21 protein-coding genes, 4 tRNA genes and 1 riboswitch are annotated in these 24096 nt (G+C 38.7%); of the genes, 16 read left to right on the forward strand and 9 right to left on the reverse strand.

Features of this window, described 5'->3' with window-relative positions; genetic code table 11:
• The 5 genes from HQN86_RS15740 (at nucleotide 1) to HQN86_RS15760 (ending at nucleotide 8945) form a co-directional block, all read left to right on the forward strand.
• Nucleotides 1-585, forward strand: coding sequence for an RNA polymerase sigma-70 factor (locus HQN86_RS15740; protein ID WP_172661897.1), 585 nt, complete (start codon nucleotides 1-3; stop codon nucleotides 583-585).
• Between the two features lie 97 nt (nucleotides 586-682).
• The gene (locus HQN86_RS15745; RefSeq protein WP_172661898.1) at nucleotides 683-1681 is read left to right on the forward strand and encodes a FecR family protein; all 999 of its coding nucleotides are present in this window, start codon (nucleotides 683-685) and stop codon (nucleotides 1679-1681) included.
• 244 nt (nucleotides 1682-1925) lie between these two features.
• Entirely contained in the window at nucleotides 1926-5270 is a 3345-nt protein-coding gene (locus HQN86_RS15750; protein WP_246269658.1) for a SusC/RagA family TonB-linked outer membrane protein, read from the forward strand.
• 16 nt (nucleotides 5271-5286) lie between these two features.
• Nucleotides 5287-6879 (forward strand): RagB/SusD family nutrient uptake outer membrane protein, encoded by a 1593-nt coding sequence (locus tag HQN86_RS15755; RefSeq protein WP_172661899.1) that lies wholly within the window; start codon nucleotides 5287-5289, stop codon nucleotides 6877-6879.
• 194 nt (nucleotides 6880-7073) lie between these two features.
• A complete protein-coding gene (locus HQN86_RS15760; protein WP_172661900.1) occupies nucleotides 7074-8945 on the forward strand; it encodes an alkaline phosphatase in 1872 nt (623 codons plus the stop codon).
• A 31-nt stretch (nucleotides 8946-8976) separates the two neighbouring features.
• On the opposite strand, the gene HQN86_RS15765 is transcribed toward HQN86_RS15760, so the two are convergent.
• Nucleotides 8977-9681 (reverse strand): GNAT family N-acetyltransferase, encoded by a 705-nt coding sequence (locus HQN86_RS15765; RefSeq protein WP_172661901.1) that lies wholly within the window; start codon nucleotides 9679-9681, stop codon nucleotides 8977-8979.
• A gap of 44 nt (nucleotides 9682-9725) precedes the next feature.
• Between HQN86_RS15765 and HQN86_RS15770 the strand changes: the two genes are divergently transcribed.
• Nucleotides 9726-12014, forward strand: coding sequence for an alpha-L-rhamnosidase-related protein (locus tag HQN86_RS15770; protein ID WP_172661902.1), 2289 nt, complete (start codon nucleotides 9726-9728; stop codon nucleotides 12012-12014).
• A gap of 22 nt (nucleotides 12015-12036) precedes the next feature.
• Here the strand turns inward: HQN86_RS15770 and HQN86_RS15775 are convergent, their stop codons facing one another.
• Nucleotides 12037-13014 carry a GlxA family transcriptional regulator gene (locus HQN86_RS15775; RefSeq protein WP_172661903.1) on the reverse strand — a complete coding sequence of 326 codons (978 nt, stop codon included), beginning with the start codon at nucleotides 13012-13014 and terminating at the stop codon, nucleotides 12037-12039.
• Nucleotides 13015-13143: 129 nt separating this feature from the next.
• Here HQN86_RS15775 and HQN86_RS15780 point away from each other — a divergent pair, with 129 nt between their 5' ends.
• The 4 genes from HQN86_RS15780 (at nucleotide 13144) to HQN86_RS15795 (ending at nucleotide 14874) form a co-directional block, all read left to right on the forward strand.
• Complete coding sequence (locus HQN86_RS15780) at nucleotides 13144-13563, forward strand: SRPBCC family protein (protein WP_172661904.1); 420 nt, start codon at nucleotides 13144-13146, stop codon at nucleotides 13561-13563.
• A 24-nt stretch (nucleotides 13564-13587) separates the two neighbouring features.
• On the forward strand, nucleotides 13588-13962 hold the full coding sequence (locus HQN86_RS15785; protein ID WP_172661905.1) for a DoxX family protein: 375 nt from the start codon (nucleotides 13588-13590) through the stop codon (nucleotides 13960-13962).
• Entirely contained in the window at nucleotides 13955-14335 is a 381-nt protein-coding gene (locus tag HQN86_RS15790) for an iron chaperone (protein WP_172661906.1), read from the forward strand. Before HQN86_RS15785 ends, HQN86_RS15790 begins: the two co-directional genes overlap by 8 nt.
• Nucleotides 14336-14472: 137 nt before the next feature.
• Nucleotides 14473-14874, forward strand: coding sequence for a VOC family protein (locus tag HQN86_RS15795; RefSeq protein WP_172661907.1), 402 nt, complete (start codon nucleotides 14473-14475; stop codon nucleotides 14872-14874).
• A gap of 68 nt (nucleotides 14875-14942) precedes the next feature.
• On the opposite strand, the gene HQN86_RS15800 is transcribed toward HQN86_RS15795, so the two are convergent.
• Nucleotides 14943-15545: an FMN-dependent NADH-azoreductase gene (locus HQN86_RS15800; protein WP_172661908.1), complete on the reverse strand. Its 603-nt coding sequence runs from the start codon at nucleotides 15543-15545 to the stop codon at nucleotides 14943-14945.
• Nucleotides 15546-15653: 108 nt separating this feature from the next.
• Here HQN86_RS15800 and HQN86_RS15805 point away from each other — a divergent pair, with 108 nt between their 5' ends.
• Nucleotides 15654-16031 carry a winged helix-turn-helix transcriptional regulator gene (locus HQN86_RS15805; RefSeq protein ID WP_172661909.1) on the forward strand — a complete coding sequence of 126 codons (378 nt, stop codon included), beginning with the start codon at nucleotides 15654-15656 and terminating at the stop codon, nucleotides 16029-16031.
• A gap of 130 nt (nucleotides 16032-16161) precedes the next feature.
• Here HQN86_RS15805 and HQN86_RS15810 read toward each other — a convergent pair whose 3' ends face one another.
• From HQN86_RS15810 to HQN86_RS15830, 5 genes are all read right to left on the reverse strand, one after another.
• Nucleotides 16162-16719, reverse strand: coding sequence for a hypothetical protein (locus HQN86_RS15810; RefSeq protein WP_172661910.1), 558 nt, complete (start codon nucleotides 16717-16719; stop codon nucleotides 16162-16164).
• A gap of 284 nt (nucleotides 16720-17003) precedes the next feature.
• Nucleotides 17004-17075 (reverse strand) — tRNA-Glu (locus HQN86_RS15815).
• 38 nt (nucleotides 17076-17113) lie between these two features.
• A tRNA-Met gene (locus tag HQN86_RS15820) sits at nucleotides 17114-17189 on the reverse strand.
• 50 nt (nucleotides 17190-17239) lie between these two features.
• A tRNA-Glu gene (locus HQN86_RS15825) sits at nucleotides 17240-17311 on the reverse strand.
• Nucleotides 17312-17351: 40 nt separating this feature from the next.
• Nucleotides 17352-17427: transfer RNA gene (locus HQN86_RS15830), tRNA-Met, on the reverse strand.
• A gap of 110 nt (nucleotides 17428-17537) precedes the next feature.
• On the opposite strand from HQN86_RS15830, the gene era reads away from it, so the two are divergent.
• Together era and der are read left to right on the forward strand one after the other, a co-directional pair.
• The gene (era, locus tag HQN86_RS15835; RefSeq protein WP_048903657.1) at nucleotides 17538-18416 is read left to right on the forward strand and encodes a GTPase Era; all 879 of its coding nucleotides are present in this window, start codon (nucleotides 17538-17540) and stop codon (nucleotides 18414-18416) included.
• Nucleotides 18417-18463: 47 nt separating this feature from the next.
• Complete coding sequence (der, locus tag HQN86_RS15840) at nucleotides 18464-19765, forward strand: ribosome biogenesis GTPase Der (RefSeq protein WP_068887998.1); 1302 nt, start codon at nucleotides 18464-18466, stop codon at nucleotides 19763-19765.
• Nucleotides 19766-19767: 2 nt separating this feature from the next.
• On the opposite strand, the gene HQN86_RS15845 is transcribed toward der, so the two are convergent.
• A complete protein-coding gene (locus HQN86_RS15845) occupies nucleotides 19768-21345 on the reverse strand; it encodes a S41 family peptidase (protein WP_172661911.1) in 1578 nt (525 codons plus the stop codon).
• Nucleotides 21346-21529: 184 nt separating this feature from the next.
• Here HQN86_RS15845 and murQ point away from each other — a divergent pair, with 184 nt between their 5' ends.
• From murQ to HQN86_RS15860, 3 genes are read left to right on the forward strand one after another with little or no spacing between them, the layout of a single operon-like run.
• On the forward strand, nucleotides 21530-22336 hold the full coding sequence (gene murQ, locus HQN86_RS15850; protein ID WP_172661912.1) for an N-acetylmuramic acid 6-phosphate etherase: 807 nt from the start codon (nucleotides 21530-21532) through the stop codon (nucleotides 22334-22336).
• A gap of 6 nt (nucleotides 22337-22342) precedes the next feature.
• Nucleotides 22343-22912 carry a hypothetical protein gene (locus HQN86_RS15855; RefSeq protein ID WP_172661913.1) on the forward strand — a complete coding sequence of 190 codons (570 nt, stop codon included), beginning with the start codon at nucleotides 22343-22345 and terminating at the stop codon, nucleotides 22910-22912.
• A 48-nt stretch (nucleotides 22913-22960) separates the two neighbouring features.
• A complete protein-coding gene (locus HQN86_RS15860) occupies nucleotides 22961-23713 on the forward strand; it encodes a Bax inhibitor-1/YccA family protein (RefSeq protein ID WP_172661914.1) in 753 nt (250 codons plus the stop codon).
• 265 nt (nucleotides 23714-23978) lie between these two features.
• A riboswitch (SAM riboswitch) is annotated at nucleotides 23979-24088 on the forward strand.
• The last annotated feature ends 8 nt before the right edge of the window (nucleotides 24089-24096 follow it).

The raw sequence follows: 24096 nt of genomic DNA on the forward strand, positions 1-24096 counted from the left end.
ATGGCGAATAGAAGTTTACCAGATCATGAATTGTTACAAAGATGCCGGGAAGGAAATACCCGTGCATTTGACTTGCTATTTGAACGATATTTTAACAAGTTAAATCTTTTTGCCCTAAAATACATTCGCCAACAATCTATAACGGAAGAACTCATAATGGATCTGATGTTAAAGGTTTGGGAGAAAAAAGACAGCTTCCAGGAGGAGGGTTCTTTGGGCCCTTACCTCTTTAAAGCACTCAAAAATTCTATGATTGACTACTTCCGGAAAAAGGAGCTCTCCACAACCCCAATTTGTAAGTTAATAGAAGATTCTTTCACTCAGGATACAACTAATGAAGCGGTTTCTTATAATGAACTTCAAAAAATCTATCTTGACCATCTTAATCAGTTAAGTCCTCAAAGAAAGCTTGTTTTTGAAATGAGCAGACACGAGAACCTTAGCTACCGCCAAATTGCCACCAACTTAAACCTATCTGTAAAAACAGTAGAAAGTCACGTTTCTGCGGCCCTTCTTTTTCTCAGAAAAAAAATGAGAAGTCATGTAAACCTTATCCTTACAATCATCACTATTCATTTTTTATAGCTGAAAATCAGTTAATTATAAAAAATATCTATTTTACATTCAGGGTATTTTTCCTTTTTTACGTATTCACTAATGAAGGCCCAAATAGCAAACCAAATTGAACAAATTATTACTTAAAAAGTATTTAAATAACACCTGCACAGATCAAGAACTGGAGCAAGTAAAGCAATTCCTGAAACAACCGGAATCGGAAGAGCTATTTCGTGAAGTTCTTGATGAAGCCTGGCAGGAGATGGAAGAGCCTGAATTGAATATTCATGCAATGGCAACCTACCGCCAGCAATTGATGCAAAAGGTTCAAAACAATAATGAAAATATTCCTGAAACAAGCAAACTCTGGCCAAAAACATGGATTAAATATGCAGCAATCCTAGTTCTTCCGCTTATGTTTGGCCTTTACCAACTTTCAAAAAATAAAAAAGAAATAAGTGCTAAGGTTGCTATTATAGAATCTTATAATCCAAAAGGTCAGCGTTCAATAGTATCCCTATCAGATGGAACAGTAATCTATCTTGGCTCAAATAGTAAAATATGCTACCCTAAAACATTCTCTAATGTCAGAGAAATCGAACTAATAGGCGAGGCATTTTTTAAAGTAAAAAGAGATCCGGCCAGACCGTTTATAATTCATACCAATAATATTCAAACTAAGGTTCTTGGCACATCTTTCAAAATAGAAGCATTCAGGGGAAATCCGGTTGAAGTAAGCGTGGCAACAGGAAAAGTTAGCGTGGATAGACAGGCCGACCCTACCAAAAAACAATTAACCTCAGTTGCCGTTCTTACCCCGGGCAACCTTGTAAATTGGGACGAAAAAACAAAAAAAGCAACCTTAGCTAAAATCTCGACTCAGGAACTTGAACAATGGAAAGATGGAAATCTTACATTCAACAATCAACGTTTAGCAGATGTTGTTGCGGTACTAGAACGTTGCTACAATGTAAAGATCCATATCTCCTCAGATGCGCTGTCTAATTATCGTATAAATACCACCTGCTCTTTAAACGAATCTATAACTAAAATTATGGACATTATGGGTAAAGCGGCAAGTTTTAAATATAAGCTGCAAGGCGATCAGATTATAATTTCTAACTAATTAAAAATCAAACTATGTAAACAGAAAAAGCTACCAAAAAAAAACGCCCTGTTAAACAGGGCGAATTCACTAGAAATCCATTTAGTCATTGGTTTACGAGGCCTCAAGACTTAAAGGATTCGCATCTGAGTAAAACCTCAGAAGGCTAACAGATTTATTACCCCATTTTCTTTGGGAAAAAACCTACTAAACAAACAAAAATATGCAAAAAGGATTGTACCTCCACCCATGTATCAGATTTATTATGAAGATATCTGCAATCACACTAATTGTACAACTTACCCTAACAGGAATGTTGTTTGCAAACAGCGCTAATAGTCAGGATTTGAACAAGATACAGTTAAACCTAAAACTTAAAAATGCAGGTTTAAAAGAATGTTTTCAAACCCTTCAGAAACAAACTGGCATAAAGTTCTCCTTTGGAGAGGCGCTAATTAAAAGAAATGAAAAAAAAACCAGCATTAGTGCACGCCAGATCTCAATGGAGACAGCTTTAAAGCTGATTCTAGATGAAACCAATCTCCGCTGCATACAAATTGGCAATAACCTTATCATTGATGAAAAGCCCGCACCACCTAAACCAGCCACACCGCCTATTGAGCGTATTGTAACTGGTACAGTAACCGCAGATGATATTGTGGGCCCTTTACCTGGTGTAACCGTTCAGTTAAAAGGAACAAATAAAAGAACTGCGACAACTTTAGAAGGAAAGTATAGCATTGCTGTCGACAATGATCAGTCAATACTTGTCTTCAGCTACATGGGCTATGTAGCACAAGAGATCGCAGTAGGAAATTCAGCTAGTTTAAATGTAATTCTTAAAACTGACAGACAATCTTTAAATGAGATTGTGGTAATTGGTTATGGAACTTCCAGAAAACAAGATCTTTCCGCTGCTGTTGCAACAGTTCCTGATATGGATAAGATTAAAGATCGGCCTGTATTAAACGTTGCTTCCATGATTCAGGGTAAAGTTCCCGGAGTAACGGCAATTAACGACGGAGGCCACCCTAACAAGTCACCAAAAATAACAATTAGGGGCGTCGGTTCCAGAAAAAATGAGAATGTATTGTACGTAGTAGATGGTGTTCCAAACGCGCCATACAATCCAGCTGATGTTGAATCAATAACAATTTTGAAAGATGCTGCGTCTGCTGCAATTTATGGTGCATTTTCTGGCTCTGCCGGGGTAATCCTAATTACAACTCGTCAAGCTAAACAAGGAAGTCCAAGTGTAGAATATAGTGGCTTTACGGGACTAAAAAATGCATGGCGCCTACCTCATGCCTTAACTGCCGAAAACGAGGCAAAAGTAGCTAACCTTGCTTTAACAAATTCCGGATCTAATCCTTCAGAAGGTTGGGATATAACGAAAAATCCATATGCGCAAGTAACCCGAACTGATTGGATGAATGAAATTTTCAGGACTGGATTAATCCAACGACATAATGTTAGTATTAATGCTGGTACTGAAAAATTCTCCAACCTGATCCAAGGACGTTATGAAAGAGAAGAAGGAACTTTGCTAAACACTTATAATCAAAATCTCTCCCTTCGTTTTAACTCTAACTATCAATTCACCAAAAACATCAAGCTGCGACAAGAAGTATTTTGGAATAACAATGACAACAGGGGAACGGAAACAGAAAGCGGCTATTCAGGAACTATTCTTTCTGCCATTTATATGCCAAGTTCTGCAACGCCATATTATCCAGATGGGTCATTCGGAGGCGTTGGTCCAAGAGATTCTAATTATTTAGGTATTCACGGCGATGTAATTAACCCAGTTGCAACATTACTTAGAAACAAGCCTTACAATAAAACCAACGACTTACAGTCAGTTACGGAATTATCTGTATCAGACATTATACCTGGCTTAAGTGTTCTATCTCGCTTCTCTTATCGCAAAACCAATTCTTTATGGAAAAATTTTGAACCAAAAAGAACAGAGCCAGGAAAACCAAACTCGCAAAATACGCTAACTTACGAAACCAACAACAACTTCCATTGGATATGGGAAAACACTGCTAACTATAGCAGAACCTTTAACCGACACAGTATTGGCGCGATGGCTTCGATGACTGCACAAGATCAGGGAGTCCGCAGACTAAAAGTAATAGGCAAAGGGTTCGAGACTGAAGAAGAGTGGGCTCAATATTTTATCAACGCGACTATATTTGATCAGAACAAACCTGAGGACAAATACGAATATGATAGAAATGCATCTTATGTAGGGAGACTTTCCTACAGCTGGGCAGACCGTTATTTTGTAACAGGAAGCTATCGTTACGATATGGCCGGTCGTATAGCTAAAGATTATCGCGGTAAAGGACTTCCAGGAGTGACTGCTGCCTGGAAATTAAGTTCAGAACCCTTCTTTCATATTGATGGAGTTGATTTAATAAAATTCCGTGCCAGCTGGGGAAGAATTGGCAATATGGCCTCAATAGAGGATCTTGGATATGGCTATCCTCGACTAAGTGCTAACTACACAAATCAGATCGGGGATGGAGCCCCAAGAAGCAACTCTCTTTCTTTAGGAAGTCTGTTTAATCCTCAATTAACCTGGGAAACCTCTGAGCAGAAAGACATTGGTTTTGATTTTAGCTTTCTGAACCAGAGATTATCAATAACAGGGGATTATTTTAACAAATTAACATATGACCTGATTAAAGAAAAGGATACTGAATGGACCAATACATTCGGTTTGGGGGCGCCTTTAATTAATCAGGGTAAAATAAGGAATACAGGCTATGAGTTAGCAGCAACATGGAAAGATAATGCCGGAGCATTGAGTTATGATTTTGGTGCAAACATTGCCACTCTAAAAAACAGAGTTGAATACATTGATGAAAATCCCCAATCTTTCTGGCTGCATACTGATAATTGGAGAACGGTATTAAGACCATTTCGTTCAATAGTTGGACAACCATACTATTCATATTGGCTGATAAAAAATGAGGGGATATTTCAATCAGATGCAGAAGCAAATGCATATGTAAAGGATGGAAAGAAAATTCAACCTGATGCAAAAGCGGGCGATTTTAAATTCAGAGACTTAAATAATGATGGAAAAATTGATGATGCCGACCGTTCATATATGGGAAGTGCAGCTCCAAAACTAACCTATGGCTTTACAACCAATTTAGCTTGGAAAAACTTCGACTTCAGTATGTTCTTACAAGGTGTTAGCGGTGTAAAACTTTTCCATGCATTTAAACAATCTACGCTTAATGGATCAGAGCAAGGTTACAACAGATGGGATAAAATTCTTGATGCATGGTCACCTGAAAATACGGGTTCAAACATTCCAAGAATCTCTGCAAGTGATAAAAACCAAAACTTCCAAACTGCATCAGATTGGTACCTTGAAGACGGAGATTACCTACGTATCAAGAGTGTTATTTTGGGATATACCTTTAAAAACATGCCGTTTAAATCAAGCTTAAGAATATTCGTAGGCGCAGACAACCTTGTTACCTTCACAAAATACACAGGAATGGATCCTGAGGTTGGTGGCATAGGGTTAGATGGAGGGCAATTTCCCCTATCTCGCATATATACATTTGGACTAAAACTTAAACTCTGATCAAAGCAATTCAATTATGAAAAAGAATTTTAAATATATACTTACAGCCTTACTGTTGTTATCATTAGGTGCCTGTAAAAAAAGTTGGGTTGACAATAAACCCACAGGAGAGCCATCAACCGCATTTTTTTGGCGTACAGATGCTGAGTTGGTAAAAGGTGTAGCAGCTTTATATGTTCCAATGCGCTATGAATCAACCTGGGGAAGAGACTTGTTCTGGGTACAAAATGCAAGTGATGATCTTATTGTAGGAAGAACAAAAGCTGATGGAGAAAACATCAAAAACTTTATCCCTAGTGGTCGAGAAGGTTATTTAACAGGCGGCTGGAATGACTTATATTGGATGTTGAGTAAAGCAAATGATGCAATTAAAGAAATCCCAAAAGCAAGCCAGGCAAGCGAAGCCATTCGTAATAGGTCTTTAGGAGAAGCATATTTTGTTCGGGGATTCGCACATTTTTGGATCGCCTACATCTGGGGGCATAAAGATCAGGGCGTTCCATTTGATGCTGTAGAAAATCCTGAATATGGCAAAAGAATACCACCTCAGCTAAAATCAGTAACCGACAACTATGCGCAGATTATATCTGATCTGGAAAAGGCAGCAGATTTATTACCATTGTTTGAAAGTTATGGTGCCGGAGACCGTGGAAGAGCGCATAAAGCAGCTGCTTGGGCATATATGGTAAAAGCCTATGCATATTGGGCACAATTCGATAAAGCTAAATGGCAATTAGTTCCACCCCTTTGCGATAAAATAAAGAATGAAGGGCACCGTGCTTTAATTACCGGAAAGGCAAACGGCAAAGAGAACTACCAAAGCGTGTTTACAATTGCCAACAACTGGAGTTCTGAATATATATGGTCGGTTACTTCTGGAGTAGATGGAGGGTCAGAATTCCCAGGTGTAAGTCTTGAAAATAAGGGCTGGGGAATCTATAATGGCTGGGGATACTTCCAACCAACACTTGAGCTGTACAACGAATATGAAGCAAATGACCCTAGACGTGAAGTTACTATTTTGAAATTTGGAGATAAGTTCAAATTCTTTGGGCAGGAAAGATCATATTTTTCTACCAATAGTCTTTCTGGCTTCCAAATCAATAAATACATGGAGCCTTTTGGTTATGGGTCTGATGGGGATGCATCTTCAAATGATAAGATTAACCCTAGTGGTGATTATCCAACCACCATGCTTAACTTATCTTTAATACGTTATGCTGAAATACTTTTGTTTAAAGCTGAGGCATTAATAGAACAAGGTAAAAATGGAGAGGCCGCGGCTCCTCTAAATGAACTTAGAACAAGAGTTGGCCTACCCTCAATAAACACACCCACTTTAGATGATTTGAAACACGAACGTCGTGTTGAATTGGCTTGTGAGTGGACTGATAGATTACAGGATCTAAAGAGATGGGGAGATTTCGCTAAAATTAATGCTCCCCTTCATGGTCGTAATCATTCAGATAAAACTAATCCAAACTCTCCATTCGTAGTAAAGGAAGTATGGCCCGCACGCAACTTTAATGCTTCAAAAATGGCATGGCCAATAAGTCCGGATGAAATCACCAGAAGTAACGGTGCTTACAAACAAACCCCAGGCTGGTAAACAAGGTAATACTGAAAAGGGTGCACGATAATATCGTGCACCCTTTTGCTTTTATTAAAATCATCAGCTACCTAACCAAACCATTTGTTAGATTTACATTACTGATCTGCAAGTAGATCCAACAAATAGATCACATCAATGCTAAACGTACATAAATGCAATACCAACCATATTGCAAACAAGAACAGATTAGAATGAAAACAGAAAAACCGATCAAAAAAATTATTAAAGCGGGCCTTTTTGCGCTTTTATTAACCGCTAGTGCTAATTATTCTCAGGCTCAGGAGGCATCTGACAAAGAGCCTTCATACTCTTTATTAAACGCTCATTCTCATAACGACTATGAAAATGACATTCCTTTTCAAAGAGCTTTTCAAAAAGGATTTGGCTCTATTGAGGCCGATATTTTTCCGATAAACAATGAATTGCTCGTTGCACATAGTAAAGAGCATGTTAATCCCTCAGTTACACTATATAGCACCTATATTAAACCAGCTATAGCAGCCCTACAGAAAGATCCGAAACGCAAGCTTCATTTACTGATCGACATTAAAGAAAATTATCCAAGCGCTTTAGCTATATTAATCAAGCAACTGGAGCCTCATAAAGACCTCCTTAAAACCAGCACCCATCCTGGCCAGTTAACCATTACAATAAGTGGTTCCAGACCAAAACCAAACGACTACAAAAACTATCCTGATTATATCTATTTTGATGGAGAATGGCCATTACAACATACGCCTGAAGAATCAAAACACGTAGAATTAGTAAGCTTTCCATTCACTGCATATAGTAAATGGAATGGAAAAGGAAGACTGGAGCATGCCGACTACACAAGGGTCAAAGGCCTTATAGATAGTGTTCATGCTGAAGGAAAAAAGATCCGGTTTTGGGCTACTCCGGATACAAAAAGCTCTTGGCTGGCATTAATGAATCTTCATGTAGATTTAATAGGCACTGATGCTGTCGAATCACTTGGAAATTTCATAAAAGACCTGGCCAAAAACATTTATATCAATAAGGAAATCCACAAAACCTACCAGCCAACCTATCAATCTGATGGCAAGAATGGAAAAATAAAAAATGTCATCCTTTTAATTGGTGACGGAATGGGGCTTACCCAAATATACTCTGCATTTACAGCAAATCAAGGTCAGCTCAATTTATTTAAGATGCGCAACATTGGTGTTTCTGTTACAAATGCCGCAGATACTTACATCACCGATTCAGCCGCAGGTGGAACAGCAATGGCGGGCGGACAAAAAACAAATAACCGTGCAATTGGAGTAGATTCAACAGAAAAGCCATTAAAATCATTAGCTGTGTACGCCGCAGAAGAAGGTAAAAAAACAGCAGTTATTTCTGTGGGTGATCTTGCCGATGCAACTCCTGCAGCATTCTATGCGCATCAGCCCGACCGTTCAATGGAGCCTCAAATAGCACAAGATATGCATGCTTCGGGGATCAATATGTTCCTTGGCTCTGGCATCTCCAATTTTAAGAAAACCTTAAACGGTACAACGGCTGTTGAATTATTAGAAAAGAAAGGTTATACCGTGACCTATACTTTTGAAGATTTCAAAAAAAGCAATGCAGACAAGTTGGTTGGACTTGTTCCCGATAATGAAACAAGACCAAAAATTGAGGGCCGCGGAGAATTCTTAACCGAAGCCTTCTTAAAAGCTACTCAACAGTTAGCCAAAGATCCAAAAGGTCTTTTCATGATGCTTGAGGGCGCTCAAATAGACTACGGTGGCCATAGAAACAATGTCTCGCAAGTGATCACCGAAAACCTTGATTTTGACAAAGTAATTGGCAAAGCACTTGAATTTGCAGACAGTAATGGCGAAACACTTATTGTGGTTACTGCTGATCATGAAACCGGAGGCTTAACACTTCTCGATGGCGACATCCAATCAGGCTATGTATTGGGCGAATTCTCTACAAATGACCATACAGCTGTTCCAGTCCCGGTGTTTGCTTATGGCCCTCATTCAGATGATTTCAGAGGCGTATATGCTAACACCGAGATATTCAAAAGACTATTAAAATACATTAAAAAATAGTTACACACTGAAGCAACAAATAAGAGTTTTTCTAATCGTCAGAAAGGCTCTTATTTGTTGTCTTCTTTATAACATAGGCAAACATATCAGCCCTTATATCAAACCCTAGCTTCTTGTACAGCATAATAGCACCATAGTTATCATTTCTAACGTGTAAAAAAGGAATCTCCGACTTCTTCAATATCCTTTTGATCTGCTCGCGAAGCAGCTGATAGGCATAACCTTTACCAAGATGATCCGGGTGAGTGCACACTGCACTAATCTCAGTATATGGTGTAGGATTGAGCCGGTGCCCTGCCATGGCAATCAAATTATCACCACTAAATACACCTGTATAATTTCCAAACTCAATTGTTCTTGCTCTAAATGGCCCTGGTTGGGTCAACTCCACAAGAGCCGTCATCTGATTAACGTGTGATTTATCCAAATCTACAAAATCAATGTCGGTTCCTGTCGGAATCTCTTTAGATTCATAGATCATCTGAAACATATCAATTTGTGCAATAACTTTCCACTGATCAGGAATATCGACAGCAGCGGGTGTAAAAACAATAAACAGGCTTTCCAAGGCACTGTTTTCATAAAGCGCTTCAAAATCAAGCTTAGAATTATCCTTCAGACCTGCAAATGAAGCAATATCTTCCAGATAATATTTTACCTGATCTGTACCGCTCGAAAAAGCACTATGAGCCGAATTTAAAGCATTGTAGATGGGATTATCTAAAGTATGGGTCATTTTGTAAATTAATTATTTATTATTGTTAAAACCAAGTAAACCATATGCACCCTTTAAGCAATCTGTTCCTCGCTATAGTTTTATTAATCTCCTCCTTAAAAGCAAATGCACAATCGCTTAATCCTCCTTCAGATTTGAGGGTCGATTTGCTTCTGAATGCTGATAAAGTATGGAAAAACGGAGTGCCGGCAGCGCTATCACTTCAGGAAGCAAAGCAATCCGACTCCACCTATCAAGTGGCACTTATAGCCAATCAAAACCCATATTTCTCCTGGGTAGTAAATGATAATTCAGATGGCAGTTCCCAAACCGCATATAGGATTCTTGTGGCATCGTCCCCAGACAATCTTAAAGCGAATAAAGGAGATTTTTGGGACTCACAAAAAGTTATTCAAAACCAACAGACGGGAATCATTTACCGTGGTCAGAAGCTTAAACCAAATACTGTTTATTACTGGAAAGTAAAGGTCTGGAATAATAAACAAACCCCAAGTGATTACTCAAAACCCATCTCCTTTATTACCGACAGTATAATAAAGCCCTATCAGACTGCTCATCAACCCCTTGTAAAATCATTGGAAAAACCGGTTCTAAATAAGCAACTAAACAATCTTAACACTTTATATGATTTTGGGAATGATGCCTTTGCTCAATTAAAAATGCGCATCAAATCAGCAGCTGATGGAGATACCTTGCAAATCCACGTGGGTGAAACAATAGATGCCACAGGTCGCGTCGAAAGAAAGCCCAGAGGGACCATCCGCTACCGTTTATTAAAGCTAGTCTTGCAAAAGGGAGAACATAATTATGATCTTAAATTTTTAGCCGACGAACGTAACACCGGATCTAAGGCCATACTAATGCCAGATTACATCGGGGAGGTGCTTCCCTTCCGATATGTGGAACTTGAAAAGAATGATAAAGCAATAATTGAGGTACAACGTTATGTTGTAAACTATCCTTTTAATGATCAAGCCTCATCATTTAAAAGTTCCGACGCCCTTTTAAACCAAATATGGGATCTTTCTAAGCACACCATTAAAGCCACCTCATTTACAGGCTTGTACGTTGATGGCGACCGTGAGCGGATTCCCTACGAAGCTGATGCGTTAATTAATCAGCTGTCGCACTATGCTTCCGATGCTGAATTTAACATGGCTAAAAGATCTTTGGATTATCTAATTTATCATGCTACCTGGCCAACTGAATGGTCATTACAAAACCTGCTGATTGCCTGGAATGACTACCTGTATTCTGGCGACATCAGGACCGTAAAGCTTCTTTACCCTCAATTAAAACCAAAACTGTTGCTTGCCCTTGCCAGGCCTGATGGCCTAATCAGTACAAGAACTGGCAAGCAAGATAGTAGCTTTACCAAATCCATCCATTTTTCTACCTTTAATGGCGAAAAGGTACTTAAAGACATTGTAGATTGGCCGCAAAAAGGAGGTTTTGGATTGCCACCCTCCTATCCTGGCGAAACGGATGGTTTTGTTTTTACAGACTATAATGCCGTAGTAAATGCCTTTCATTATCAAGCATTGATTTGCATGAGGGATCTGGCCCTGGCATTAGGAGAAAAAGCAGATGCTACATTTTACAGGCAGCAAGCCAACAAAGTAAAACAGGCCTTTCAACATAATTTTATAAACCCGGACACAGGAACGATAAAAGATGGTGAGGATACCATGCACAGCTCCTTACATGCTAATATGCTTGCCCTTGCTTTTAACCTGGTACCAATTGAGAACAAGGCAAAAGTAATAGCCCACATCCGCTCAAGAGGAATGGCCTGCAGCGTTTATGGAACACAGTTTCTGCTGGATGCACTTTATAATGCAAATGAAGCAGAATACGGGTTACAGTTGTTAACCTCAACCGACAAACGTAGCTGGCATAATATGCTCCGTTCTGGTTCAACCATGACAACAGAAGCCTGGGACACGGATTACAAAAACAATCAGGACTGGAATCATGCCTGGGGTGCTGCTCCTGCTAATATTATTGTCAGGAAACTTATGGGAGTCGAACCGTTAACGCCTGCTTTCGGAACCATACAAATAAAACCCCAGCCCGGCACACTTCACTCCGCCGAGCTCCAGTTATCCACCTTACATGGAAAAATCAATGTTGCTTTTACTAAAACCACAGCACAGTTTCAATTAAAAACCCTTATTCCACCCAATACCACAGGAGTAGTTTATTTGCCAAAAGAAACAGAAAATGACAAGATAATCAAAGACGGAAGATCATTAAAAGCAATATCAGACGGCAAGTTTTGGGTAGTCAGAGATGTTAAATCTGGTACACATGTCTGGGAAGTAAGGTATTAGTTCAACTTTACTAAAAAGGTAATTATACCTCATTCGCAACCTTTGCAAACTTATTTCTGTACTCTATTGGAGTGAGGCCTGTTATCTTCCTGAAAATATCCCTGAATGCTTTGGTATCGGTATAACCTACACCATACATTACTTCTGTCACATTCTTTCTTGAAGCTTCAAAAAACTTCTTGGCAGCTTCTATTCTTACCCGTTGTATGTACTCCATTGGTGTGTTAGTTGTTGCATCCTTAAACCTTCGTTCAAAAGTTCTTCGTCCAACATTTGTAAGGTTCACCAAATCTTCAATACTTATTTTGTCTTCATAATTTATCTCAATATAACTCTGTACCTTTTGAATGTCTGCATCACCATGGTTTTTCTGTCCTTTGAAAATGGCAAACTGCGACTGGCTGTCTCTACCTATATCTAAAGCAAAATATTTGGAGATCATCACAGCCGTTTCTCTGTCCGAAAACTTTTCTACCAGGTACAAGATCAAATTCCACAAACTACTTGCGCCACCGCTACTATAGATGTTATTGTGTTCGGTAATGATAGCACCATCTTCTACTTCTACTTGTGGATATTTCTCTCTAAACTCGCTTATATGTGCCCAATGGGTAGAGCATTTTTTTCCATCTAGCAAGCCTGTTTCTGCAAGCAAAAAAGCACCTATACATAAACTTGCAAGGCTGGAGCCGCTTTGATGAAGCTTTTTGAAGTACGGTATTGCTTCCGCATTAGCTTGGATGCCTGCGTTAGTGTCTCCAAAAGTGGGTGGTATAATGAGCAGGTCGGTATGGGCAACATCTTTGAGCAGCCTGTCTGTTTTTACGGTGTATTCGCCGTTGTTGGCAGGCACATATTCATTTAAGCCTACATACTCTACTTTGAAAATGGGCTTTTTACCAAATGTCGTTAAAAATTCATTGGCCGTGTTAAAGGTCCTGAATGCTGGGGTAATAGCTTCTATTACTCCATACTGTGGAACGAAAACTGAAACTTGCATATAATTTTGACTTAACTAAAGGTATATACTTTTGTCGTAATTCACCTCTAATTTGTCGTTTTTACAATAGACCAGGTTTCGGAGTCTGTAGCATCTTTGTAATGTAATCAATTACTAAAAATAAAAATGATGGCAGAACAAACAAAAATTACGGTAGAAGCAACAGTGAATGCTCCCGTAGAAAAAGTATGGAAGGCTTGGAATACACCAGCCGACATTATCCAATGGAACACCCCTGACCCAAGCTGGCATACGCCAAGCAGCGAAAACGATCTCCGCATAAACGGAAAGTTTAAAAATAGAATGGAAGCTAAAGATGGCAGTTTCGGTTTTGATTTTGAAGGCACTTATGACAAGGTTGAATTGTATAAAGAAATAGCTTATACCATGGCTGACGGCAGAACTGCGACAACATTATTTACAGAGAAAAACGGTAAAACCATACTTGCAACAACTTTTGATCCGGAAACTGAGAACGACCCTGAATTTCAGAAACAAGGTTGGCAGGCTATTTTAAACAATTTTGTGAAATACGTAGAGAGCAAATAATTAGTTATAATAAAATTAAACAAAATGAAAAAGAATAAAATAATCTTTTGGGTGGCTACATCAATCCTCATACTTTGGGAAGGTGTAATGCCACTGGGTACAGTGCTATTTGCACCGGAATATGTAAATGCAGGTACAAAACCTTTAGGCTATCCCGATTACTTTGCTTATACGCTTATATATTGCAAGGTACTTGGAATTATAGCAATCTCTTTGCCTAAAATCCAGGGGAAGTTAAAGGAATGGGCATATGCTGGGCTTGCCTTTAGTTTAATCTATGCTTTCATCAGTCATGCCTGTGTAGATCAAAATATCGCGTTTATGCTATTGCCACTAATAGTACTGGGCATCCTCGCGGTTTCTTACATCTATAATAATAAAATTCAGAACAATGGCTAAAACAAATTATCAGTCGATTGATGAGTACCATCTCGCATTTAGTGGCGAAGCGCTCGAAAGAATGCAAAAGATCAGGAAAACTATTCATGAAGTAGTACCAGATGCAGAGGAAACTATCAGTTATCAAATACCTTGTATTAAATACAATGGTTACCTGATATACTATTGTGCATTTCCTAATCACATCTCATTATCGAACCCCTTTAGTGAAGCCTTTTGGGCACATTTTAAGACTGATCTGGAAGGGTACAAAACAAGCAAGGCTGTTATCCAATTTCCAATAGATAAACCGCTCCCTGAAAAGCTAATTAAAAGAATTGTGGCATTCAGGAAAAAGGAGAATGAGGAGAAAGCAATTACAAAAAAGAAATAATTGATTGATCAATTATGCTTTAAAAAAATGAAAGATAATATGGTTTCATTACATCGGGTAATTATGGCAAGCCTGGAGAAGGTATTCCAGGCTTTTTCCCTCCCAATAAAAATTCCCGACGCATAATTCAGTATAGGATGTTAGTTAAGAATAGTAATAAATTAATAAGTGGAATCTTTATCACATTTTCCGGGAATTGTAAAAGGGCACTCACATTTTACCAAACCTGCTTTGGCGGAACCCTGCATTTTGAAACATTTGATAGGGAATTACAGGGTTTTACAGAAAAACCGGTCATTAGTGGCTCGTTAGTTTCTGATAGTATAGTTATTCACGGTTCGGATCTGGTCCACAACGAAGGAAGAAAAATAGGGAATTATCTTTCTATCTTTTTACGTTGTAAAAATACAGATGATAGGAAAATACTTATTGAGAAAATAAAATCTGGCCACAGGGGCCTATCGTACAGGAATTATGAAGAACAGGTGCTAATTGAAGTAACTGATGCTTTTGATGTGACCTGGATATTAGGTATTTAAAACGAGAATCAGAAAATCGGTCATAAAAAAAAGCAGTAACCATAAGATTACTGCTAGTCTTTATACTCTTAATTAATCTTTATACTTTTAATTGCTCTATCCAAAGCATAATCTTTAATTCCCGGCACTTTTAGTCCTTCCGCACGGAATACGGTAAGATCTGTCATACCTAAAAACCCAAGAAAAGCCTTCAGATAGGGGGCAACAAAGTCGTTGGCTTTCCCTGGTCCCTCTGAATAAACGCCACCGGATGACATAGCTACATAAACTTTTTTCCCTGTAACCTTTCCGATAGGGCCGTTTTCACCATATCCAAAAGTTATTCCTGCCCTGGTAATATGATCAATCCATGCCTTTAGTGCTGAATGAATAGTAAAGTTAATCAGTGGTGCCCCAATTACAATGATGTCTGCAGCGAATAATTGTTTAACTAAATGATCAGAAAGCAGGATAGATTCCTTTTCTTCTTTGGTCAGCTCATCGCTGGGAATAAAGAATGCACGGAGGACTTCAGGTTTGAGATGTGGTATTTCAATATCGACCAGGTTTAACTCTTCAACAATGCTACCCGGATACTTTTCCTGAATTTCTTCAACAATGGCATGACCTAATTTAATACTGTACGACGTCGCACCTTGTATACTTGATTTTAAATGAAGGATATGTTTCATAAAATTGATTAATTATCAAGGGCAAAGCTAGGGCTAGGAGGTGATAAAAAGTTAGTCGTTACCCAAAGGTAAGCGCTTACATCGGGGTAAGTGATTATCTTTGCTATTATGAAAGTCATTAAAAATCAGCCGATACCAAGCAAGACAGAATGCGCGGGCTCACTTAGAAATGTTCTTGACGCCCTCTATGTGCTAAATGGGAAATGGAAGTTGGCTTTGATCCTTTCACTTGTACAATCATCCAAGCGTTTCAATGAAATTCAGAATGAAGTCTCCGGAATCTCCTCCAAGGTCCTAGCTAAAGAATTAAAAGATTTGGAATTGAATGACTTCATCAAGCGGAATGTGTATCCTACCCAACCGGTAAGTATTGTTTACGAGGCGACCAGTTATAGCCTGACCTTAAAAAATGTGTTGGCTGAACTAAGTAGCTGGGGGGAGCAGCACAGGGAAAAAGTTAAACAAAGCATGCGGAAGGAGTCTTGAATGGGAAAAGCCTCGATGTTGATTAAACACCGAGACTTGTCGTCCAAGCGTTACATTTGTTGAACCCCGTTCAGGACGATTTAATGCATTTGGCGAACATCGAAGATGATCTAGCTATTGCAACTACCTCTTAGCAACGGTCACTTTTACTGAAATCACGTTTAAAAAGTACCTTACCATTTTGCTCAATATAATCCCCTGATACAATCAAATAGGGATGACTTGGCGAATTCCCTGCGCTGCGGCTTTTTACAGTTATTTTGTCATTCACTTTCAGGCTAGTTAACGGCTGAAACTCTTTAGGAGTAAATTGCATCATGTATTGTTCGCCATCAATCTTCACGATAAGCCATTTTGGCCCTCCTGATTTTGCATTTTCACGATGAAAAGTAACAGAGGTGACCACGGCCTCCATATTCGCGAAAGACTCGATGTAGCCCTTTATTTTATCATGACTGCCCCTCACCTTTTTGCCTTCAGGAGATGCCTCCCATACCTTATATTTTATACCGTCAGGAGTTCCCTCCCATTGTTTCCTGGGATCCAGTGCGACTTTCTTGTTTGCAATGGACAACGGTTCTGAAGACCGACCGGTTTCAGTTTTAATGTTACGATTGGCAAATACTAGCCCGCTTACTACAACCAATACGAAGATCATCGCATAGGTGACATTTTTTTTATTTTTCATATTTTTTCAAATTGATTCAGCGAATCTACTTTGATATTTTTCGGGTCGAGTGGTTCGGATTGTAAATAAAAATGTAAACTTTGTAAATAAATCGTAAATAGTAGGATAATCGTCCGTCTTGAAGGATCCAGAATGAAATTCTTGCAGTTCTTATCCGAAAACACGACCAAATCTGATCGCTTTCCGAAGCCCGTAGGAGTTCCGTCCGATAGTTATCGGCACGATCCCCCTGTTCCATGAAATGGATGAAAACGACAAAAGCGATCGTTTCTGATCGCTTTTAGTAGCCCGTAGGGGAATCGAACCCCTGTTTCCAGAATGAAAATCTGGCGTCCTCACCCCTAGACGAACGGGCCATTTGGTTGCCTCAGCTTTATTAAAGCTGCGAACCTTTTGGTAGCGGGGACCAGACTCGAACTGATGACCTTCGGGTTATGAGCCCGACGAGCTACCAACTGCTCCACCCCGCACTATGTCTTTCTTAATAAAAAAACCGCTCATTTTTTTAAAGCGGTCGCTGTAGCCCGTAGGGGAATCGAACCCCTGTTTCCAGAATGAAAATCTGGCGTCCTCACCCCTAGACGAACGGGCCATTTTGATTGCCACAGTTTTAATTAAAACTGCGAATCTTTTGGTAGCGGGGACCAGACTCGAACTGATGACCTTCGGGTTATGAGCCCGACGAGCTACCAACTGCTCCACCCCGCACTATATACAATTTGGTAGTTTTTGCTAAATCCTTAACTCTTCTTCCGAATTGGAATGCAAAGATATAATTCGTTTCTTTGCGGTGCAAATTTATTTCAAAAAATATTTTTATGTCGCATAAAGCAGGTTTTGTAAGTATCATAGGTAAGCCCAATGTGGGTAAATCTACCTTAATGAATGCCCTGGTGGGCGAAAAACTTTCGATCATCACTCCGAAAGCCCAAACAACCCGCCACCGTATTTTAGGAATTGTTAATGAAGAAGATTATCAAATAGTTTTTTCTGACACGCCGGGCATCATAAAACCTCGATATGGTCTGCAGGATTCTATGATGAGTTCCGTAAAAGGAGCACTAACTGATGCAGATCTAATCCTGTTTGTTACCGACATTAACGAGCAGCACGACGAGAATGATGTATTAGAGAAAATCATCAATACTACTATTCCAATGATTGTGTTAATCAACAAGATCGACAATGCAACCCAGGAACAGGTAGAAGAAAAGTCAGCATACTGGCAGGAAAAATTAAATCCAAAGCACATATATGCCATCTCAGCACTTCATCAATACAACCTGGAAGGCATCCTTACCATGATATTAGATCATTTACCGGAGCATGCGCCGTTTTATGATAAAGAAGACCTTACAGATCGTAACCAAAGATTCTTTGTATCTGAGATCATCAGAGAAAAGATCTTTAACAACTATCAAAAAGAAATACCCTACAGTACGGAAGTAGTTATTACTGCCTTTAAAGAAGAAGAAAATATCACCAAAATCAGTGCTGAAATTATAGTAGAACGTGATTCTCAAAAAAACATACTGATAGGCAAAGGAGGTGCAAGTCTTAAAAAGGTAGGAACTGAAGCACGTAAGGATATTGAGAAATTTTTGGATCAGAAAGTATTTCTTGAAACCTTTGTAAAAGTAATTCCAGACTGGCGCAGTAAAAAGAACTACTTAAAAAGTTTCGGGTACGAAAATTAAGCTTACCTTTGCAACCCCTTAATAATTAATACAATTCACAACACAATATGAGCAATATTATCGCAATCGTCGGAAGACCAAACGTAGGCAAATCTACCCTCTTTAACCGCTTAACAGAAAGTCGTAAAGCCATTGTCGATGATTTTAGCGGCGTAACCCGCGACCGTCACTACGGTTCAGCTGAATGGACTGACAAACAATTCACTGTAATTGATACTGGTGGTTACGTAGCAAACTCTGAAGATGTTTTTGAAGCAGCTATCCGCGAGCAAGTGGTTATCGCTATTGAAGAAGCAAGTGTATTATTGTTTATGGTTGACGTAACCACAGGCATTACAGATCTTGACGACGAAATAGCGCAATTACTTAGAAGAAGTAAAAAACCTGTATTTACAGTAGTAAACAAGGTTGATAATACACAACTACAAAACGAAGCTGCGGTGTTTTACGGATTTGGCCTTGGCGAAATCTACCCTATCTCGTCTATGACAGGATCAGGAACAGGTGATCTTCTTGATGATGTGATCAAAAACTTTGAAGATCTTCCTGAAGAAGAAAACACGCTTCCTAAAATCACAATCGTAGGTAGACCAAACGTTGGTAAATCTTCTTTAATCAATGCACTGATTGGTAAAGACAGAAATATTGTTACTCCAATTGCAGGTACAACCAGAGACTCTATACACATTCATTATAATCAGTTTGGACATGAATTCATGTTTATCGATACTGCCGGTTTACGTAAAAAAACCAAGGTAAAAGAGAACATTGAGTTTTATTCTGTAATGCGTACAATTAAAGCCTTAGAAGAAGCCGATGTGGTGATCTTAATGGTTGATGCAACCGAAGGTTTAGAATCGCAGGACGTGAATATTTTCCACCTTGCAGAGAAAAACAAGAAAGGTATCGTAATTCTTGTAAACAAATGGGACTTAATAGAGAAAGACAATAAAACTGTAAAAGCATTCGAAGAGCAGATTCGTCAGAAATTGCAGCCTTTTACTGATGTGCCAATTGTATTTACTTCAGTAGTAACTAAACAACGTATTTTCCAGGCTATTGAAACCGCTTTAGAAGTACATAAAAACAGAGGCAAGAAAATCCCAACATCTAAATTAAACGATGTAATGTTGCCGATCATAGAAAACTATCCGCCACCTGCATTAAAAGGAAAGTACATCAAAATAAAATACATCACACAGATCAATGGAACATCTCCAATGTTTGCTTTCTTCTGTAACTTACCTCAATACATTAAAGAACCTTATAAAAGGTTTATCGAGAATAAGCTTCGTGAACATTTTGATTTTAGCGGAGTACCAATCCAGATTTATTTCAGACAGAAATAAGCTTACTGCAAGCTATTTAACGCCTGTTTTACCATAGCATCACTTAGGTTAAGCGCTTTATAATAACCCGCATCACCTAAGTGATACTTACATAAAAGCACCTTCATATCATTTAGGATCAGTGGTTTTGCCGAAGCCAGCTGTTTCTGATCAACAACAACATTACGATTCTGAATATACTTTAGCAGGTCACGATAGTCTGCTTCACTGACATTAAAAGTAGCCAGATTCTGCTCAATAAATGGTGCAGAGTATCTGCTGGCTAAAACATCATAAACAAAATCAAACAATATCTTTTTAGACGCCAGCATAGTATAACATTTGTTATAACCCATAGTATCCATTTTTACATAAATATCTGGCTGGATACCACCTCCTACTAGTCTGCCCTTTATACTATCCTTTTTAACAATTTTTTTCGAAGCAGTAAGCTCTCCATCATTAAAACGATTCTCTATCTCATCCTGATAAGCTTTATAACCATCTTTATACGATTTCTGAATACTTCTGCCAGATGGAGTATAATAACGTGCAATTGTTAAATTCAATGCAGATCCATCTACAAAAGGAAATTGCTCCTGAACAAGTCCTTTACCAAAAGAACGGCGACCGATAATAAGCCCCCTGTTTAGATCTTGTACCGCGCCCGCCAGAATTTCGCTGGCCGATGCCGTGTTTTCATTAATAAGCACCACTAGTTTACCATCTTCAAACTCACCTCCACCTGTGGCCACATAATCTGTGCGCGGCTCATGTTTTCCTTCGGTATAAACAATTAATTTATTCTCCTCAAGAATTTGATTAGCCAGCCCCGTTGCCGCCGTTAAATAGCCTCCCCCGTTGTCCCGAAGATCAAGTACCAGCTTTTTCATCCCTTCAGATTTAAGCGACTTTATAGATTCCACAAAATCACGATCAGTATCTGACCCAAATTTACTGATCCTCACATAACCAACTTCGCTGTTAAGCATATACGACGCATCGATACTACTCACCAGTACCCTATCGCGTTTTACCGTAAAAACAGTTGCCAGGCTACTGCCAGGATGCACAATAGTTAATTTTACTGCAGTACCCTTTTTTCCTTTGATCTTACCAATCATCTGTTCTCTTGGCAAAGCCTTGCCACTAACAAAAATGGTATCTATTTTAATAATTCTGTCGCCCTGTTTTATTCCGGCCAAAAATGCCGGGCCATCCTTAATTACATTTGTAACCAGCAGGGTGTCATTTAAAATGTAATATTCAATGCCTATGCCCTCAAAGTTTCCATTTAATGATTCAGCAAATTCATTCGCTTTTTCTGGTGGAAGATATATGCTATGAGGATCAAGTTTATGCAATAAACTATCAATAGGCAGGTTATTTAAGCTATCGGCATTAACCTCGTCTACATAGTTTTTATTAATGATATGAAGAATTTCATCAACCTTTTGCGCATTATTATCCGCTATATATGTTGTCTTTTGGAAGGTATATCCCTGGTCTTTCAGAAACTTATACCCAAAAAACATCCCACCTATTAAAGTAACTGAATAAGTGAGGGCAATTAAGAGATTATAACGGGTATTCTTTTTCATGGCTAAAGGCACCGTAAAGGTACAAAATTAGACTGTTATATAATCAATTAACCGCTTTGATTTTTATTTGTTTAGTATTTTTTCTATTACTTTATAATTGAGAAGAAATCCTTATTTTGAATTGATTTCCCCTATTATTTCTGGTTTAACAAGAAAATCACGAATTTTAACAAAAATTAATCTAATGATAAGAGTAACCGAGCAAGAATCAACGTATAACGATATTGATAAAATGTCAGTACTTGAAATTCTAAAGGGCATAAATGATGAAGACAAAACAGTTCCCTATGCTGTGGAAAAAGTAATTCCTCAGATAGAGAAACTGGCTTCTGCTGTTGCCGAGCGAATGATAAACGGGGGAAGGTTATTTTACATCGGTGCAGGCACAAGTGGCCGACTGGGTGTTGTTGATGCCTCAGAGTGCCCTCCTACCTTTGGTGTTCCGTTTGATTGGGTTGTTGGAATTATTGCCGGCGGAGACACTGCCATACGAAGAGCAGTTGAAAATGCTGAAGATGATGACCAGCAAGCATGGATAGATCTGCAGGAATTTAAAATTGATGCCAACGACTGTTTAATTGGTCTTGCCGCATCTGGAACCACGCCATACGTTATCGGCGGACTAAACACTGCCCGTAAAAATGGCATTTTAACGGGTTGTATTGTATGCAACGAAGGGGGGCCGATAGCTGCTGAAAGTGATTTCCCTGTAGAGGTAGTAGTTGGTCCTGAATTTTTAACAGGTTCTACCAGAATGAAGTCTGGAACTGCACAAAAACTGGTTCTAAACATGCTTAGTACTACGGTAATGATAAAACTAGGCAGGGTAAAAGGCAACAAGATGGTAGACATGCAGCTAACCAATCATAAACTGGTAGACAGAGGTACACAAATGGTAATGGACGAACTGAATATAGATTATGAACATGCTGCTGATCTGCTTATCCGTTATGGAAGTGTCCGCAAAGCGGTTGAATCTACTCATAAATAACCCAACATGCACGAAATAGAGCCTTACTATCTATGGCGTGATGACTATATCGCGGCAGAAGATGAGCGTTCTCCGTTCTACAACACTGAGTACTCGGAATTTTATTTCGACAAGCAGCTGTACAATTTTCTGTTACATCCCCAATGGGATGATTTCGGATCAAGTACAATGTATCTTAAAGTACTGTATGTTGACTACGATAGAAATTATGCAGTCATAGAGCTTATTGGAGAGTGGAACGATGCCATCGGCAACGACATTATGCTTCTGAAACGTGAAATCATTGAACTGATGATTGACGAAGGCATAAATAAATTCATACTGATAGGCGAAAACGTACTGAACTTCCATTCTTCTGAAGATAGTTATTATGAAGAATGGTTTCAGGAAGTTGAAGATGGGTGGATTACAGGCATCAATTTCCAGGAACATGTAATCAATGAATTCCGTAACAGCAATATAGATTATTACATCAATTTTGGTGGCGAACTTGACGATATGGCATGGAGAACCTTAAAACCCCTTCAGTTTTTCAAGAAAGTTGAAGAAATCCTGACAAAAAGGCTAGGGGCATAGCTTTTGTTAGAATGAAACAATTCGTATCTTTAAATAAATTTAAAACACATGAATAATAACAATAATAATGATTGGGCACAACAATCCGTTTTTGTAGAAGACTTAACTGGTAAAGTTGCCAAGAAATTCTTCGCGAATGTTTTTTTATGGATGTTTATAGCTCTTGGTTTATCAACATTAGCTGCTTTGCTTATTTCAACTTCTCCTGCAGCTTTAAGTCAATTAATTAATTTTGAAACAGGACAAAGAACAATACTAGGTTATATCGCAATGTTTGCGCCTCTTGGTCTGGTAATTTTAATGGGAACGGGATTTAACCGCCTGTCTTATGGTGCTTTATTAGGCGTATTTGTTCTATTTTCGGTTCTATTAGGTGTTAGTTTAAGTTTTATATTACTTATCTATACCGCTGGTTCAATTGTAGCATGTTTTGCTGCCGCAGCGGGTATATTTGGAATAATGGCAGTTTTAGGTTACACCACAGATGTAGATTTAAGCAAATTTGGCCCAATATTAATGGTAGGTGTAGTAGGCTTATTCATTGCCGGTATCATTAACATGTTTATTGGAAGTGATCGTTTTAGCTACATAATGAGCTTCTTTGGAGTAGCAATCTTTACAGCTCTAACAGCATACGATGTTCAGAAACTGAAACGTATTGGTGCGGGTATTGAAGAAAATGGGGATCAAATGGCGGCAACTGACGCTAAGAAACTGGCAATTATGGGCGCTTTATCTCTTTACCTTGACTTTATAAACATCTTCTTATATCTATTAAGAATCTTCGGAAGCAGAAAATAACAACCTGTTTCTTAAAAATATTAAAGGCGGGTGGAGCATTAACTATGATCCCACCCGCCTTTTTGTTGTCAACATATTTATCTCTCATAGGCAGATTGCCATCTCTATAATTTAAACACATTTTAAGCTTTCAAATTCAGCTGTACACTGTGATGTTTTCAAAACAATGTTTCGAAGTTCTGAGTTAATTGTCTCCTCTATACAATTTTATATGCTTTAACGGCCGAAATTTTGGAAATGATTTTTCTTTGTTGCACCTTTGTAATGCTTATAGAGAAAGACGGAGGGATTAGACCCTGCGAAGTCTTAGCAACCTGTGCTTACAAGGTGCTACATTCTACTGGAGCCAAACAATTGGTTCCCGAAAGATAAGTTAAAGTCGA

This window comes from Pedobacter panaciterrae (genome assembly GCF_013204795.1).
Taxonomy (GTDB): Bacteria; Bacteroidota; Bacteroidia; order Sphingobacteriales; family Sphingobacteriaceae; genus Pedobacter; species Pedobacter panaciterrae.